Source organism: Melioribacter sulfuriphilus, from assembly GCF_052656625.1.
Map to the genome: position 1 here is coordinate 99,466 of NZ_JBQXXK010000004.1, position 14,602 is coordinate 114,067.

At 38.2% G+C, this 14,602-nt stretch carries 14 protein-coding genes (1 of these 14 cut by a window edge); 2 read left to right on the forward strand and 12 right to left on the reverse strand.

Annotated features, from left to right (window positions below):
• Positions 1 to 449 carry the end of a DNA-processing protein DprA gene (gene dprA, locus ACUN8G_RS06035; protein ID WP_437346503.1) on the forward strand. Its footprint begins 673 nt before the window's first position, so only the last 449 of its 1,122 coding nucleotides appear in the window; the start codon falls outside the window, past its left edge; the stop codon is at positions 447 to 449.
• On the opposite strand, the gene ACUN8G_RS06040 is transcribed toward dprA, so the two are convergent.
• The 6 genes from ACUN8G_RS06040 to ACUN8G_RS06065 all read right to left on the reverse strand — a co-directional run bounded on the left by ACUN8G_RS06040 (position 446) and on the right by ACUN8G_RS06065 (position 7,612).
• A complete protein-coding gene (locus ACUN8G_RS06040) occupies positions 446 to 1,741 on the reverse strand; it encodes a replication-associated recombination protein A (protein ID WP_437346502.1) in 1,296 nt (431 codons plus the stop codon). The two genes, dprA and ACUN8G_RS06040, sit on opposite strands and share 4 nt — an antisense overlap.
• Positions 1,731 to 2,024 (reverse strand): FtsB family cell division protein, encoded by a 294-nt coding sequence (locus ACUN8G_RS06045; protein ID WP_437346501.1) that lies wholly within the window; start codon positions 2,022 to 2,024, stop codon positions 1,731 to 1,733. The genes ACUN8G_RS06040 and ACUN8G_RS06045 overlap by 11 nt, the downstream gene beginning before the upstream one ends.
• A complete protein-coding gene (locus ACUN8G_RS06050; RefSeq protein WP_437346500.1) occupies positions 2,021 to 3,025 on the reverse strand; it encodes a D-alanine--D-alanine ligase family protein in 1,005 nt (334 codons plus the stop codon). Before ACUN8G_RS06050 ends, ACUN8G_RS06045 begins: the two co-directional genes overlap by 4 nt.
• A 101-nt stretch (positions 3,026 to 3,126) precedes the next feature.
• Positions 3,127 to 4,131 (reverse strand): Gfo/Idh/MocA family protein, encoded by a 1,005-nt coding sequence (locus ACUN8G_RS06055; RefSeq protein ID WP_437346499.1) that lies wholly within the window; start codon positions 4,129 to 4,131, stop codon positions 3,127 to 3,129.
• A 1-nt stretch (position 4,132) separates the two neighbouring features.
• Positions 4,133 to 5,086, reverse strand: coding sequence for a methylenetetrahydrofolate reductase (locus ACUN8G_RS06060; RefSeq protein ID WP_437346498.1), 954 nt, complete (start codon positions 5,084 to 5,086; stop codon positions 4,133 to 4,135).
• A 57-nt stretch (positions 5,087 to 5,143) separates the two neighbouring features.
• Positions 5,144 to 7,612: a penicillin acylase family protein gene (locus ACUN8G_RS06065; protein WP_437346497.1), complete on the reverse strand. Its 2,469-nt coding sequence runs from the start codon at positions 7,610 to 7,612 to the stop codon at positions 5,144 to 5,146.
• 112 nt (positions 7,613 to 7,724) lie between these two features.
• Between ACUN8G_RS06065 and ACUN8G_RS06070 the strand changes: the two genes are divergently transcribed.
• On the forward strand, positions 7,725 to 9,002 hold the full coding sequence (locus ACUN8G_RS06070; RefSeq protein WP_437346496.1) for a DNA recombination protein RmuC: 1,278 nt from the start codon (positions 7,725 to 7,727) through the stop codon (positions 9,000 to 9,002).
• Between the two features lie 48 nt (positions 9,003 to 9,050).
• Here the strand turns inward: ACUN8G_RS06070 and ACUN8G_RS06075 are convergent, their stop codons facing one another.
• The 6 genes from ACUN8G_RS06075 to ACUN8G_RS06100 are packed head-to-tail and all read right to left on the reverse strand — an operon-like array spanning position 9,051 to position 14,601.
• Entirely contained in the window at positions 9,051 to 9,716 is a 666-nt protein-coding gene (locus ACUN8G_RS06075) for a rhodanese-like domain-containing protein (protein ID WP_437346495.1), read from the reverse strand.
• On the reverse strand, positions 9,713 to 10,315 hold the full coding sequence (locus tag ACUN8G_RS06080) for a YeeE/YedE thiosulfate transporter family protein (RefSeq protein WP_437346494.1): 603 nt from the start codon (positions 10,313 to 10,315) through the stop codon (positions 9,713 to 9,715). The genes ACUN8G_RS06075 and ACUN8G_RS06080 overlap by 4 nt, the downstream gene beginning before the upstream one ends.
• Complete coding sequence (locus tag ACUN8G_RS06085) at positions 10,312 to 10,884, reverse strand: YeeE/YedE thiosulfate transporter family protein (protein ID WP_437346493.1); 573 nt, start codon at positions 10,882 to 10,884, stop codon at positions 10,312 to 10,314. Before ACUN8G_RS06085 ends, ACUN8G_RS06080 begins: the two co-directional genes overlap by 4 nt.
• A 22-nt stretch (positions 10,885 to 10,906) precedes the next feature.
• On the reverse strand, positions 10,907 to 11,854 hold the full coding sequence (nrfD, locus tag ACUN8G_RS06090) for an NrfD/PsrC family molybdoenzyme membrane anchor subunit (protein WP_437346492.1): 948 nt from the start codon (positions 11,852 to 11,854) through the stop codon (positions 10,907 to 10,909).
• A gap of 7 nt (positions 11,855 to 11,861) precedes the next feature.
• On the reverse strand, positions 11,862 to 12,401 hold the full coding sequence (locus tag ACUN8G_RS06095) for a 4Fe-4S dicluster domain-containing protein (RefSeq protein WP_437346491.1): 540 nt from the start codon (positions 12,399 to 12,401) through the stop codon (positions 11,862 to 11,864).
• Position 12,402: 1 nt separating this feature from the next.
• The gene (locus ACUN8G_RS06100) at positions 12,403 to 14,601 is read right to left on the reverse strand and encodes a molybdopterin-containing oxidoreductase family protein (RefSeq protein WP_437346490.1); all 2,199 of its coding nucleotides are present in this window, start codon (positions 14,599 to 14,601) and stop codon (positions 12,403 to 12,405) included.
• Position 14,602 lies beyond the last annotated feature (1 nt).

Sequence of the window (14,602 nt, forward strand, 5' to 3'; positions counted from 1 at the left end):
GCAACAGAATTATATCCGGATTAAGTTTGGGAGTCCTGGTAATTGAGACAAGGACAAATGGAGGAGCAATGCAAACCGCTGCATATGCACTCGACCAAAACAGAGAAATTTTCGCTCTGCCTGGGAACGTCAATTCTCCTCAATCCGAAGGACCTAACTTATTAATTCAAAAAGGTGAAGCAAAATTAGTTTTATCTGGAGAAGACATAATTGAAGAATTAAGCAATAAGCTTGGTTTACAAAAAAAGACAAGTGAAAAAACTTCGCATATTTCATTATCCCTGTTTGAACAAAAAATACTTGAGGCACTCGGCAACGAGGCTCTTCAAATCGATATAATAGCAAACAGGGCTTCAATGAATACTTCTGAATGCCTAATTCATCTCTTGTCGCTGGAATTCAAAGGATTGGTTAAGCAATTACCCGGCAAAATATTTATGAGTGTTTAGTATTTTTTCAGTTTTTTCCAGATCAAACTTAGTCTTTCTTTAATGTTTTTTTCCAGACCGTTTTCAGTAGGATGATAATATTGTTTGCCCTTCAATTCTTCAGGTAGATAATTTTCTTCTAAAAAATGAGCGGGGAAATCGTGCGGATACTTATATTCTTTTCCGTAACCGAGATTTTTCATTAATTTTGTTGGGGCATTTCTAAGATGAAAAGGGACAGGATAAAGAGGTAGATTTCTAACGTCATTTTGTGCTTCCTGAATAGCTAAATAAGCTGCATTACTCTTAGGAGCCGAAGCCAAATAAGTAGCACACTGGGAAAGAATAATTCTGGCTTCTGGCATTCCAATTTTATGGCAAGCTTCAAATGCAGCTTCTGCTAATATAAGGGCATTTGGCATTGCGTTGCCTATATCTTCAGCCGCCAGAATAACCATTCTTCTGGCAATAAACATTGGATCTTCTCCGCCCTCGAGCATACGAGCAAGCCAATAAACTGCTGCGTCCGGGTCGGAGCCACGTATACTTTTTATAAAAGCCGATATTAGATTGTAATGCTCCTCGCCCGATTTATCGTATAAAATATTTTTCTTCTGTAAAACGTTTTCAACAACTTTTCTGGTAATTAATATTTCTTCCTTGTCTATTTCGTGCAGTACTGCTGCCTCCAAAATATTAAGCATCATCCTGGCGTCGCCACCTGATGCGATAATTAAATAGTCGGGATTTTCTATCTTGATTCTCAGTGACGACAAAAATTCATCTTTTTCCAGCGCCCTGTTTAGAATTTTAATTAGATCGTCTTTGCTCAATTCATTCAATACGAAAATTCTCAAGCGTGATCTTAAAGGCGGTATGATTTCGAACGAAGGATTTTCAGTAGTTGCACCTATCAGGACTATCTCGCCTTTTTCAACGGATGAAAGTAATGCATCCTGTTGTGATTTGTTGTATCTGTGAATTTCATCAATAAACAACAAGGTGTTTTTGTTATAGAGAAAATTATCTTTTGCCTTTTCAATTACCTGACGTAAATCCTTAACTCCCGAAGATATTGCATTGAGCTGGAAAAAATCGGAATTTGTAGTTTCGGCAAGAATTATCGCAAGCGTCGTTTTACCTGATCCTGGAGGCCCCCACAAAATTAACGAAGCAGGAATTTTGTTCTCGATCATTACTCTTATCGGCTTATCTTTTCCAACTAGATGTTCTTGTCCAATAAACTCATCCAAACTATGTGGGCGCATCCTTTCAGCTAACGGAATTCTTGGTATCTCTGTTTTATTTTTCATCTTCTTCGATTAATATTTCCTGTTCGTATGGTTTGTGCATATGGTATTTTTCGCGAGCGACTTTTTCAATAGTTCGGAGGCTATACTTCAGTGAATCAATTTCTTTCTGTAAATCATATAAGGTTTTTTCTGCTTGGTAAATTTTATTGTCCAGCTCAGTTATCTCACCTCTCAGTTTAAGATACTTAATGATACCATTTTCATTTAACAATAAATAAAGAAGCAACAGCACAAAAAGCAAAAGGACGAGAAAATTTATCAGCTTACTTTTATATTTATTCATGTCAGCGCAGATTTAACAATTCTATCGATCAACTCTTCGAACGATATACCAATTGCATTTGCCATCTTAGGGAATAAACTTGTCGAAGTCATTCCGGGAAGTGTATTGATTTCAAGGCAGTAGGCTTTGAAATCTTCAGTCATTCTGAAATCGACTCTGGCGTATTGTCTACATCCGACAGAATTATAAGCAAGCAAAGCTTGAGATTGAATATGTCGTGCAACATTTTCAGGAATATTGGCCGGCACTATATAGTCGCTTTTGCCTGATGTATATTTTGATTCATAATCATAAAATCCTGAGCGTGGAATTATTTCGAGTACAGGCAATGCCCTGTTTTCAAAAATTCCTACTGTAAGTTCTCTACCCGGAATAAACTCTTCTATTAAAACGTTGTCGGAATATTCGAAAGCCCTATTAATTGCGCCTTCCAGCGAAACGTATTCACGACAGATTGAAATTCCTACAGTAGATCCCTCGTCGTTAGGTTTTACTACGCATGGCAGACCGAAAAATTTTTCAATTTTCTTCTTAATTAATTCTACGTTGTTGTCTTTTCGTGATACTATAAACCATCGTGGAGTTTTTACGTCGTAATGTTGAAACATAATTTTTGCCATGTACTTATTCATAGCAAGCGAGCTGGACAGCACTCCCGAGCCGGTATACTTAATATTTCTCATTTCAAGCAAAGATTGTATACGACCGTCTTCTCCCCATTTGCCGTGCAATGCAAGGAAAGCTACATCGATATTATCAAATGCTTCAGAATTAACAATGTCAATGTAATTTTGGACGGATAAAGGAGCCACGTCTTCATCTGCGAAAAATAATTCTTCCTCTGCTGGCTGAGTCAAACCGTAAGCGGGATCAATTAGACTTACATTATAATTGAGATTCTTAAGAGCAGAATAAATTGATTTACCGCTTGCCTTTGAAACTTTTCTTTCAGTCGATACACCACCGACAAGTAGTACAATTTTAATTTCGGAATTTTGCATAAGTGTATACCATTTTATATCATTAATTCTATGGAGTTTCTATGCATACTTATTAATTTTAACTGAACGTTTTTTGATTTTAGCATAGAGGTGACTACGCATTAAGGTCGACTTTCGATTTTTTCGATTATACGAATATTACTCATACCGTCTTCACCGCTTACTAAGGGAATTTTATTGTTCAAGAAAGATTTTTGCACCGACCTGATGACGAAAGCAATCTTATTGAATTTTTTTCTGAATACCATTTTAGCCTGTCCCTTCAGATCGATCGTAATTTTAGTAACAAGATTTCGTTTATCAATATTACTTTCAACATTTATTATACCATTTAGTCCAATAATATCGAGACGAATAAACGGTTTTTTTGTATCGTAAGACACGTTAAAAATTCCATATCCCCCGTTTACAAATCTAAAAATTGCTGCCGCAAAATCGTCCACTTCGCTTTTATATATAACATTATCAATAATCCCTTTTATATCGGATACTTCACCACCAAAATAACGCATTAAATCGATAACGACCGCGCCAGTATCCCTCAGTACTCCTCCTCCACTCAGGTCTTTTTTAAATCTGAAATTATCTGCCGGTGGCATATCGATATGATACGAAGCATTTATTGAGACAAGTTTACCTAAAATATTTTTATCGATTAATTCTCTAACTTTTAATATCAATGGATGAAAACGATGAATATGATTTATAGCAAACTGAACATTATTTTCTTTACAAACCCTGACCATTTCTTCAGCTTGAGTAGAATTAAGAGCAATTGGTCTTTCGCAGAATACATGCTTGCCTGCTTTCGCAGCTTCGATCACTTGATAATAATGGTCGCTATTTCTACTGGATATATAAACAGCATCGATGTTTGAATTTAAGAATTTTTGATAATCGTCAAAAAAATTCGGAGCACCGAACTTCAAGGCGATTTCGTGAGCTCTATCTAAACTATGGCTGTAAACCGAGATTAATCGACTTCTTTTTACAATTTGAAGGGAAGGCAAAAAAACATTTTCCAAAAAAGAACCACACCCTGCTACCCCCCATCTCAGTTTACGGGGTAAAGGTACCTTTAGATTAATATTTCTTGGCGTAGGCATTTCAGAAACCTAATTTCTTCATTAATAATTTAATCGGTTCTGAATTTTGCATTATATAGAAATGGATTGCCGGAACATTATTATTAAGCAATTCTTCTACTTGTTTGTATACCCAATTAATACCTATTTCAAGTGCATGTTCCGGTTTGGCAGCTTCAAGTTCCTCTGACAATTCTTTGGGGATGTCGATGAAAAAGTTCTTTGGCAAAGAATAAGCGTGTTTTTTGGATGTAATGATTTTCAATCCTGGGATAATCGGAACGTTGATACCCTCCTGTCTACAAAGTTTTACATAGTCGAAATAATACTTATTATCAAAGAACATTTGAGTTACAATATACGAAGCGCCTGCTTCAATTTTGGCTTTTGTATATTTAATATCTGAAATGAGATTTGGAGCCTCATAATGTTTTTCGGGATAGCCGCTTGTACCAATGCAAAAATCCATCGGCTCGGCATTTAGTAATCCTTCTTCGAGATATTTCCCTTTATTTAAATCGTTTATCTGTTTAATTAAATCGATCGCATATTCATTAACACTTCGACCAAACTTCAATGGTTTTCTAAAACCATTATCGTCTCCTCGAATTGCGAGCACATTATCAATCTGGAGATAATGTAACTCAATTAAAAAATCCTCAGTTTCTTCTTTAGTAAATCCGGTACACAGCACGTGAGGCACGGCGTCGATGTTGTACTTATTCTGGATTAGAGCACAAATTCCAAGCGTTCCAGGTCTTTTCCTTTTTACTTTCATTTTAATTTCGCCGCTCGGAGTCTCTTCATAAATAACTTCTGCCGGATGACTTGTGATGTCTATAAACGGGGGATTGTATTTGACTATATCATCCAGAACATTTAATAACTCTTTAATATCCCCTCCTCTTTTGGGAGGAATAATTTCAAAGCTAATCAATGTGTCTTTTGATTTTTCAAGATGTTCTATTACTTTCATCTTATCCTGCTTAATTTGTTCTAACAAATTTACTATTTTTAGAATTAATTATATACGCTAATCAGATTGACCTGCTTTCAATATTAACTTATGAACTGATTTCATCTCAAATTCTTTTTCATTTATTGGAACGATATGATACTTTCCCTTTAACCACTTCTCAGTCATATCTTTATAATGAGGACTTATAAAATTTCCCGATTGACCCGTCGGCATTATAAATTTAATATAGTCCGGATTTGCAAAATCGTAGATATATCTCATCGATGGGCCTAAAATATTTTCGAACGGCTTATCTTTCTTAATTAATTCTGTTTGTCCATTATCAAACAATGTTACAAAAGAATATTCAGTATTAAAAACTGTAGTGCCATCACCACCTATTGAATATGGCCCTATGTCAATTAACTTGTCTATTAACGATGAAACTCCATGGAACAGATGCTTGAACGTAACGGTGTGCATTTTTCCCCATTGCCAATTCACAGGATTTTTTCCGTAATTAGTTTCAAGATAGCTTAGAGCATCGACCAAACTTTTTCGTAATATATCGTCTTTATTTTCGATGCGGGAAGTTTTAAGGTCGTCGAATAAAAAACTATCACCCTTTTCAAGTAATTCGTAAATTTTTCTGTAAGGTACATTTGCAAGCATAACATATTCTTTAATCAGCTCTGTTCCTAATTCGTCTTCGAAAGTATTCTTAATAAGAAAATAGAGAAAAGTAGAATAAATTGCTGGAGTTTGACTGCCTGGATGCATATTATAATCCCAGTTTTGCAATAGATCGAGTGCAAGCATAAGATTAGCATCCTTTACTTTTACTTTTTGAAAGGCTTTCAATAAATTTTCTGTAACAAACTTAGCATAGGGCGAAACAAAATCCATTTGATAATTTCGGAAGTCGTCGGGAGTATGCAATCTTTTGGAATCGAGCAGCTGTGTTATCCGTTCAATACGGGACGATGGTTCCCAGATATTCGAAATATGATAAGGGAAAGATCGAATTGTTTTATTGTTTGCCGATGCAATAAATCCATTTTCAGGATTAATAAGTCGGGGCATAAAATCGTAAGAAACAAAACCACTCCAATCCGAGTCTCCAACTGTTCCGTCGTATATCAATGTCGGACTTGTATTCTTGCGTAGCGGTAACAATACTGCACAGATGTAACCGATATTGCCGTCTTTATCAGCATAAATAAAATTTTGTCCTGGCACATTAAAATATTTCAGAGCCGCGACAAACTCTTCTCGATTTTTTGCCCGGTTAATTAAAATGGAAGAGAGCATTTCGTTGGTAAAATCGTTACCTGTCCATCTCATACTAATTTTGAGATTTGTATTTTTTTTGTTTATGAGACGGTATGGATGAATATCAGAAATAATCGGTCCACGATGTGTTCTTCTTATAACGAATTTATAGAAGCCTTTATCTTTGATGTAGATGGAATCCGTTTGGGTATCGAGTTCCTGCCACTTTCCGTCGACCAGATAACGATTGTTAAGTGTATCGACTTGTTCGATATAAAAATCGGAATCGTCTGCCATTACATTAGTCATTGCCCATGCAATATTCCGATTTTTTCCGATAACGACAGAAGGCAAGCCCGGCAGGGTAAATCCTTCGGCATTCCATTCATTCGATCTAATCAATGCAAAGTACCATTTACCAGGAGCGGAAAAAGCCAGATGTGGATCGTTTGCAATAATTGGTTTTCCCGTTGCAGACCTTTTTGCCGAAATTACCCAGCTATTAGAGCCAATGTGAGTACCGTTAAAGCCAATAAAATTTCTAAATTCCCTATCGGTTTTAATTAATGCAAGAGGTACTTCAGAGTATCTATTAAGTCGGTCATCAATTATGAAAGGAGCATTTTCAGGGTAGTTAGGCAATAGCTCCGTTGCCTTCTCTTTACCTAATTTTTGTACTATGTGTGCAAAAGCCACGTCTGACCACCAGCTGAGATTTAATTCCCATGCCATCATCTTTGCCATTATCAAGCAATGTTCAGGTCTCCATCTATACGGTTCGTAACCGAGTAAACCAAATTCTACCGGGTATTTGCCTCTATATTCTTCGATATATTTATTGACGCCGTTTGAGTAAGAAATCAATATTTTTTTCGTAGTCGGATCAATTCGTTTATAAGATTCGTATGCGTTCCTGGCAATTCCGACGGTGCGAAACATCAAGTCAAAGGCTGCGGTTTTTTCGCCGAATATTTCGCTAAGTCTGCCTTCTCCTGCTCTGCGTCCGATATCCATCTGGAATAATCTTTCTTGAGCATGTAGATATCCAAGTGTATAAGCGGCATCCTCTTGACTTCTGGCAATAATCATTGGCACTGCCATCGAATCAGTATATACAATCACGTCTGATTCGATCCGATTATTTTCTACAGTTCCGTCATATCGAGGCAGAGTTCTCTTAATCATAAAAAATGACACAAGAGAAATTACCACGAGAGTAAGGATCAAAAAAATTGTCCAACCAATTAAATGTTTTTTCAATTTTTTCATCATTGCGCCTCAAAATAACAATCCAAAAAATAAAAAAATAACAAGTCTGTTATCGTCAAATTTAATATTAACGACATTTTTTTTATGTTGCATAATATAAAACAGCGGAATAAAGATGGGCGAAATTACACTTATACTATTTGGTTTGGCAGTTGTAGTTTTATTCTTATTGATACTAAAAAAATTATCAGGAACAAAAGAAGAACCAATAAAGGAGGAGCTCGACAGAATCGATCGATCGTTCAGGGACGAAATTGCTCGCAACCGAGACGAAGTTTCAAAAAGTCTTAAAATGCAACGGGAGGAGATAAGTTCTTCGATTAAAAGTTTTAGCAGAGATTTATCCGAAAGATTTTTTGAGATCGCAAAGATGCAAAAAGATCAACTCGATCTCTTTGCAAAACAACTTTACCAGTTAACACAGACAAACGAACAAAAATTTGATACACTGCAATCCAGAGTGGACGAAAAGTTGAAGGAGATAATTCAAAACAATGAAAAAAAACTCGAAGAGATGAGATTAACCGTAGATGAAAAGCTGCAAAGCACACTCGAAAAAAGGCTCAGCGAATCTTTTAAATTAGTAAGCGAACGACTTGAGCAGGTTTATAAAGGTCTGGGAGATATGCAGGAATTAGCTCGAGGCGTTGGCGATCTTAAGAACGTGCTCACAAATATTAAAACCAGAGGAACGTGGGGAGAAATTCAGCTCGAGAATTTAATCGACCAGATACTCACCAGAGAACAATATGAAAAAAACGTTTCGACAAAAAAAGGGAGCAACGAAAAAGTCGAATTTGCCATAAAATTGCCTGGAAAAAACAGTATAAAAGATGAGATCGTATGGCTTCCCATCGACGCTAAATTTCCTATAGAAGATTACCAAAGATTACTCGAAGCTCAGGAATCGGCAGATATCGAAGGCATAAATGACGCATCCAGGAGAATTGAAAATACCATAAAGAATGAAGCAAAAAAGATAGCTGACAAATATCTCGACCCGCCTCACACAACGGATTTTGCAATTATGTTCTTACCTATTGAAGGGCTTTATGCCGAAGTTTTAAGAAGACCAGGACTTGCAGAAAGTCTTCAGCGAGAATTCAGAGTTACCATAGCTGGACCGACTACACTTGCTGCATTGTTGAACAGTTTGCAAATGGGTTTTAGAACGCTGGCAATTGAAAAACGTTCAAGCGAGGTCTGGTCAATTCTTGCAGCCGTGAAAACAGAATTTGGAAAATTCGGAACAGTTTTAGAAGCTACTCAGAAAAAGCTACAAGAAGCTTCCAATAAAATCGAAGAAGCTGCGCGTTCGACGCGTAAAATCGAGCGCAAATTAAAGGACGTACAAGAATTGCCGCCTGAGGAAGGAATTAAACTACTGGAATAAAAGAATCCCACAGTAGCGTGGGATTCTAATTTTAACTCTTTCAGAATTTTAGCAGCCCTCTCTTTTCTTTCCGCCAGCTTTATTCATACTTGCCGCAGGCAGGGTTAGCTTAGGTAACGACTTCTGCTCTGTTGGCCTGGTGACAGACACAGTTCCATTTTCGCCTGAGGCAATTCTTGGTTCGCCCCCGAAATAAAAACTTACCTGTTTTAGTTTCTCGAATTCACTTTTCTCTTGATCGGAGGCGTCGGCTCTTAAAGTGGGATAAAGAACATTATTTTGCCAGCCCCGCATTCCATCCTTCAAGATATAAACTTTTCTATAACCGGCGCTCTTAAGTAAGAACCAGGTTTCTGCCGTAAGGATATCATCATCGCCATAAATTAATATTTTTTCGTTTTTCATTAAGCCGGCTTCCAGTATCGATTCTGATGAAACATTCATAGCACCGGGAATATGGTATTCATTAAATTTATCTTCGTTTCTGACATCAATAAGAGTAAAATCGACTTTTCCTTTAATAATCCAATCTGCAAGTTCAACTGGTTTGACAATATTTTTTTCTTTTCTCAGTTCGAGTGAAAGCTCCTTTGCATTTATTTTCACGTGTCTGTTATCCGAAGGATTACCGATAATCATGGCAAAGAATCCTAGCATAAATGCTATAAAAGCAAGTTTCTGTGGAGTCGAAATTTTATTCAACCAAGATTTCATTCTATTTCTCTCCCGGATTTAGTTTTCATTATTTTTTCGGTCCACTCTGCTAGAAGGAAAGCGGCAATTGCAATAACAACAACCAAGAAGACAACCATTCCGTGCGAAAGTCCCAGAAAATCAAAGAGGGTAACACTCCCCATCGCAGTTGAATTATAAAAGTCTGCTATAAACGGATAAATTTCGCCGAAGATGAAAATGCCAAATAACATTCCGAGTAAATAAATCATCCCGTCAATTCTACCAGTTGACGAGGATACAATCGAAGTGCCGGGGCAATAGCCGCCAATAACGAATCCGATACCGAGCAGCAAACCACCTACCAATTGAGGGATTAGATAAGTATCGGTAATATAGACAAGTGAAAGGTCAAGCCAGCCGATCCATGCAAGATAAAATAATCCGAGCATAGCAGTCACAATGGCTGTAAACATAACTTTGAGGACACGCATATTATAAAGGTAAAATTGAGCGGCAAGAATTCTTGCATTTCCGAATCCGCCTCGTTCGAGGGCAAATCCGAAGCCGATTCCGATTACAAAAGCGACAACGAGGCTGAAATCGAATCCGAAATAATCGAATTTATAAAAGGGCATCATAACCATTGTCTCCTTACAAAGTATGCAGTTAAATATCCACCGGCAAAAACTGCCAGCATAAAGACCCAGCTTCCGAGACTTAATAGAGCTCCACCTGTAAGCGCCTGACCACTGGTGCATCCGCGTGCCAGTTTAGCTCCGAAACCCATAATTGCACCTCCAACAAAAGCATATATCAATCGTGTCCTGTTACTTACATTCGGACCTTTTTCAATTGTTTTTTTGACACGATGTGCCAGAGTACCCGATAGAAATCCACCAATAGCCACACCTATTACTTCGAAGACTAACCAATCCTTGAGCGGATTTGTATTGCTGTCCCCCAGATAATTTTTATAGAATTCGTTCTGGGATGCATGTTCGGGGGCAACTTTTGCAACTCCAACAGCAACAAGAGTTGAAGCTGCACCTGAAGCTCCTAATCCTCTTCCCATTATTACAAATGCTGATAGAAGCACCAGTCCCAATCCGAATCCTACTAAATATGGATTCGAATACGGTTTTGATTTAAAGGTTCTTTCGGCGGTTTGTTCACTTAATTTTGGGGATATTCCTGTTACAGTCTCCATTTAGTTTCTCCTTTACAATGTCTTACTTAAAGTGTGCATTTAAATAATGGCTGTATTGACCAGCATAAACAATAATGAACCGAAGAATAAGTCCTCCAATAATTACCAGAATAGGAGCAACAGGCGTATGTTTAACTTTATGATTAACAGCCATCAATTGTATAATAAGCGGGATAACAATTCCAATGCCGATGATGAATACCCAAAATGCAGGTGCATAAATTCCGTCGATTAACAGTTTAGCAGCTTCAATGTGAACGGCCGAAGATGTAGAAAGACCAATAAGCATCAGTGAAATTACAAATAGTTCCATCGTAAGAAAACCGTTATCTGCTTTTGCCAGTAGTTCCCTTTCATAAACATTTTTTGCAATCATATGCACAAATGCAGCAGCAGTTGAAAGTCCCGATACAAGAAACAATACCGACAAGATCGAAGTATTCCACAGCGGCCGTGAACCCATAGTGCTCAACAAAACGCCGGTATAAATTCCGAGCATCCCGCCGAGTAGCATATTTGCCACTCCTATGTTTTGTATCAATCGTGAATGGGAGTTGATATATGTTGTAATTTTATTGAGAGCCGGGAACTTATCGACAAAAAATTTAGGCGGTCCCATCAACAAATTTGCAATAATAACGGGGTAGACCAGAATTAAGATCCACGCTCCCCACGACATTGGCGAAGTAATTCGGAAAGTAGTATAAAGTCTCCATACATATAACTTATGTTCCAAATCTAAAAAGAGAGCAAACATGCCGAGACTCAGAAGTAATAAACTTATTAAAGGTAATGTGTAACATGAACAGTTTGTTTCTTTATATCTTTTACTGAATAAAAAGTAGCCAGATATAATCATCATTCCTGCGACAAGACCGCCGAGGAATAGATAGACTGGTATTTCCCACCCCCATACATGCGTATATGGGTCGATTTGAAAATTATGACGGGTAGTAGTTAATTCCTGCATAAACTCCTCAGATTAAATAAAAAATACGAGGTTTCGTACCTGCCTCTGGCAAGAGAGTATGATATTGTCTTGAAGCAAGTAATTTACTTACTTCGCTTTCAGGATCGTCAAGATCGCCAAAATACATGCAATGAGTAGGACAAACCGAAACGCACGCTGGATCTTCTCCTTTTTCGACTCTGTGTATGCAAAATGTGCATTTGTCGGCGTACCCATCCGGATGGATAAAACGAGCATCGTAAGGGCAGGCAGCCAGACAGGCTTTACAGCCGATACACATATCGTGGTCGACGAGTACAACGTTGCCGACATCATGGACATGGCTTGCACCAGTTGGACAGCAAGAAACACACGGTGTATTATCGCAGTGATTACAGCGCTGCGATTGAATCTCTAAATGAACATCCGGAAATTTGCCAGTTGTTACCTGTACAATCCAATCCCTGTTATATCCTTCGGGTACGTTGTTCTCAGTTTTACAAGCTACTACACAGTCCATGCATCCAACGCATTTTTTTGTATCAATCACCATCGCATAACGAGCCATATTAAACCTCCGTCACAAAAGTTACAAAATTGACATTCATTCCGGTACCACCCATCAAGGGGTCGGTTTTATAGCGAGTAATAAGTTCCGAATCGCTGGCTCCTTTCAGATATGCTCTTTTAAGCATTCGTGAATTATGACCAAATCCGTGAACCATGTAGACGGAGTCCGGTCTTATCCTTTCGGTGGCTTTTACTTTTATTTTATTGCTCAAAACACCGTCCTGGTTTTTAAGGCGAATGTACTGACCATTTTTAAGACCCCATTTGTTTGCAACATCGCTATTGATCCAGATTTCATTTTCTTCCATCATATCCATTAAAATTGGATTTGATTGAGTTCTGGAGAACGAATGGACAGGCGATCTGCCAAATAACAGTCGATAATATCCCGGAGGCGGATCTTCTGGTTTTTCGTATCTTGGAACCGGATCAAACCCTGCTTGCAATAATTGAACAGAATAAAATTCCACTTTTCCTGAGGGTGTGTAGAATTCTGGCTGTATACCCTCCTCGATATAAATCGGCTGATCGTCGGCTGTAATAACACCTTCTTTTTTTAGCAGATCGAGACTGAGCCCAACATTTTTAAGTCTATAATCGAGATATTCTTCAATGTTTTTCCATGGATAATATTCATTAAGTCCCAATTTTTCAGCCAGTTTTTTTGCAATCCACCAATTCGGTTTTTGATCTGCTGGAGGATCGACAACCGGCTGTCTTAACGAAACAAAAGGTACTTTAAACGGCGACGTATGAAGATCATCGTATCGTTCTAAATAGATCGATTCGGGCAAAACAACATCAGCCCAGCCAGCAATTTCACTCGGTATCACATCTACAACCACTAAAAGATCGAGATTTTGAATTGCTTTAATAGTTTCTTCTTGATTCGGTAATGCATCGATTAGATTGGTGGCATAAACAAACCAGCCTTTTACTGGATACGGTTTGCCAGTTATTGTAGCTTCTCGAATTCCTGTTGTGATCTCTTCTGAGGCAAATGGGAATTTATTATTCGGATTATCGAGTTTCTCTTTAGTGGGTTTCGGATATGGAGGATAGGGATAGGGAGGAATCGGGAATTTTGCCGGGAAATAAAAGCCTCCTTTTCTGCCCCAGTTGCCGAGCAAAGCATTTAATAATGCTACTGCTCTCATCCTCTGGGTATCATTTCCATACCAGGTTACATGGCGTCCTGGATGGACTAACGATGCCGGTTTGAACATTGCCATAGTACGGGCAGTTTTTCTTATTAATTCAGGCTCAATTCCAGTTTCAGGATAAGCCCATTCGGGAGTGTATTGATTTATTTCTTCTCTGAACTGTTCGAAACCAAATCCATATTTATCGACGAATTCTTTGTCGTATAAATTTTCCGAAACAATAACATTCATCCATGCCAGTAAAAGTGCCGTATCTGTTCCAGGTTTTATTGGTAAGTAGTATTTAGCTTTCGAAGCAGCTACAGAAAAACGGGGATCAACGACAATAATTGTAGCATTTTTCTCAACTGCTCTTGCAAATTCCTGTGCCTGAGTGTTGTGCATGTTTTCACCCAGATGAGAACCGATCAGAACAAGACATTGTGCATTTTCGATATCAGTTTTTTCGGGCGAACCAATTGCATCGCCGAAAGTTAATTCGAAACCGACATCGCGCGGACCCCGGCATTGAGCAAACGAAGGCGCTCCGAAATTAATTGCACCGTAAGCTTGTAAAGTATGCTTCAGGAATGTACCACCAATTCCGTGAGAAAACATTGCAACTGATTCTGGTCCGTATTTTTCTTTAATATTTTTCATTCTTGAAGCGATGAAATCGAGCGCTTCATCCCAGGTTACTTCTTTCCATTTTTCCTCTCCACGTTCGCGCGTTCTGATCAAAGGCGCCCTAAGCCTGTCGGGATCGTAATGAGCACCTATACCGCCAGTGCCCCTGGGACATAATCTGCCATTGCTCAACGGGTCTTTTGGGTTACCTTCAATTTTCCAGAGTTTACCGTCTTTAACGTAAGCAATTGCGGCGCATTTCCAGAAACAGATATCACAATAAGTCGGAATTTTTTTAACGCCTTTCAATTTTTTTTCGTCAACTTTTGCGGCTCCTTTAATCACGGGATTCAAAGTGCTTGCCGCCGCAACAGCACCAACGCTAAATCCCGTTATTTTAAGAAAGCGTCTTCTTGAAATCGAATTCATT

Coding starts and splice junctions, on each gene's coding strand:
- ACUN8G_RS06040 (WP_437346502.1), bottom strand. CDS start 1,741: ATGAAAAATAAAACAGAGATACCAAGAATTCCGTTAGCTGAAAGGATG.
- ACUN8G_RS06045 (WP_437346501.1), bottom strand. CDS start 2,024: ATGAATAAATATAAAAGTAAGCTGATAAATTTTCTCGTCCTTTTGCTT.
- ACUN8G_RS06050 (WP_437346500.1), bottom strand. CDS start 3,025: ATGCAAAATTCCGAAATTAAAATTGTACTACTTGTCGGTGGTGTATCG.
- ACUN8G_RS06055 (WP_437346499.1), bottom strand. CDS start 4,131: ATGCCTACGCCAAGAAATATTAATCTAAAGGTACCTTTACCCCGTAAA.
- ACUN8G_RS06060 (WP_437346498.1), bottom strand. CDS start 5,086: ATGAAAGTAATAGAACATCTTGAAAAATCAAAAGACACATTGATTAGC.
- ACUN8G_RS06065 (WP_437346497.1), bottom strand. CDS start 7,612: ATGATGAAAAAATTGAAAAAACATTTAATTGGTTGGACAATTTTTTTG.
- ACUN8G_RS06070 (WP_437346496.1), top strand. CDS start 7,725: ATGGGCGAAATTACACTTATACTATTTGGTTTGGCAGTTGTAGTTTTA.
- ACUN8G_RS06075 (WP_437346495.1), bottom strand. CDS start 9,716: ATGAAATCTTGGTTGAATAAAATTTCGACTCCACAGAAACTTGCTTTT.
- ACUN8G_RS06080 (WP_437346494.1), bottom strand. CDS start 10,315: ATGATGCCCTTTTATAAATTCGATTATTTCGGATTCGATTTCAGCCTC.
- ACUN8G_RS06085 (WP_437346493.1), bottom strand. CDS start 10,884: ATGGAGACTGTAACAGGAATATCCCCAAAATTAAGTGAACAAACCGCC.
- nrfD (WP_437346492.1), bottom strand. CDS start 11,854: ATGCAGGAATTAACTACTACCCGTCATAATTTTCAAATCGACCCATAT.
- ACUN8G_RS06095 (WP_437346491.1), bottom strand. CDS start 12,401: ATGGCTCGTTATGCGATGGTGATTGATACAAAAAAATGCGTTGGATGC.
- ACUN8G_RS06100 (WP_437346490.1), bottom strand. CDS start 14,601: ATGAATTCGATTTCAAGAAGACGCTTTCTTAAAATAACGGGATTTAGC.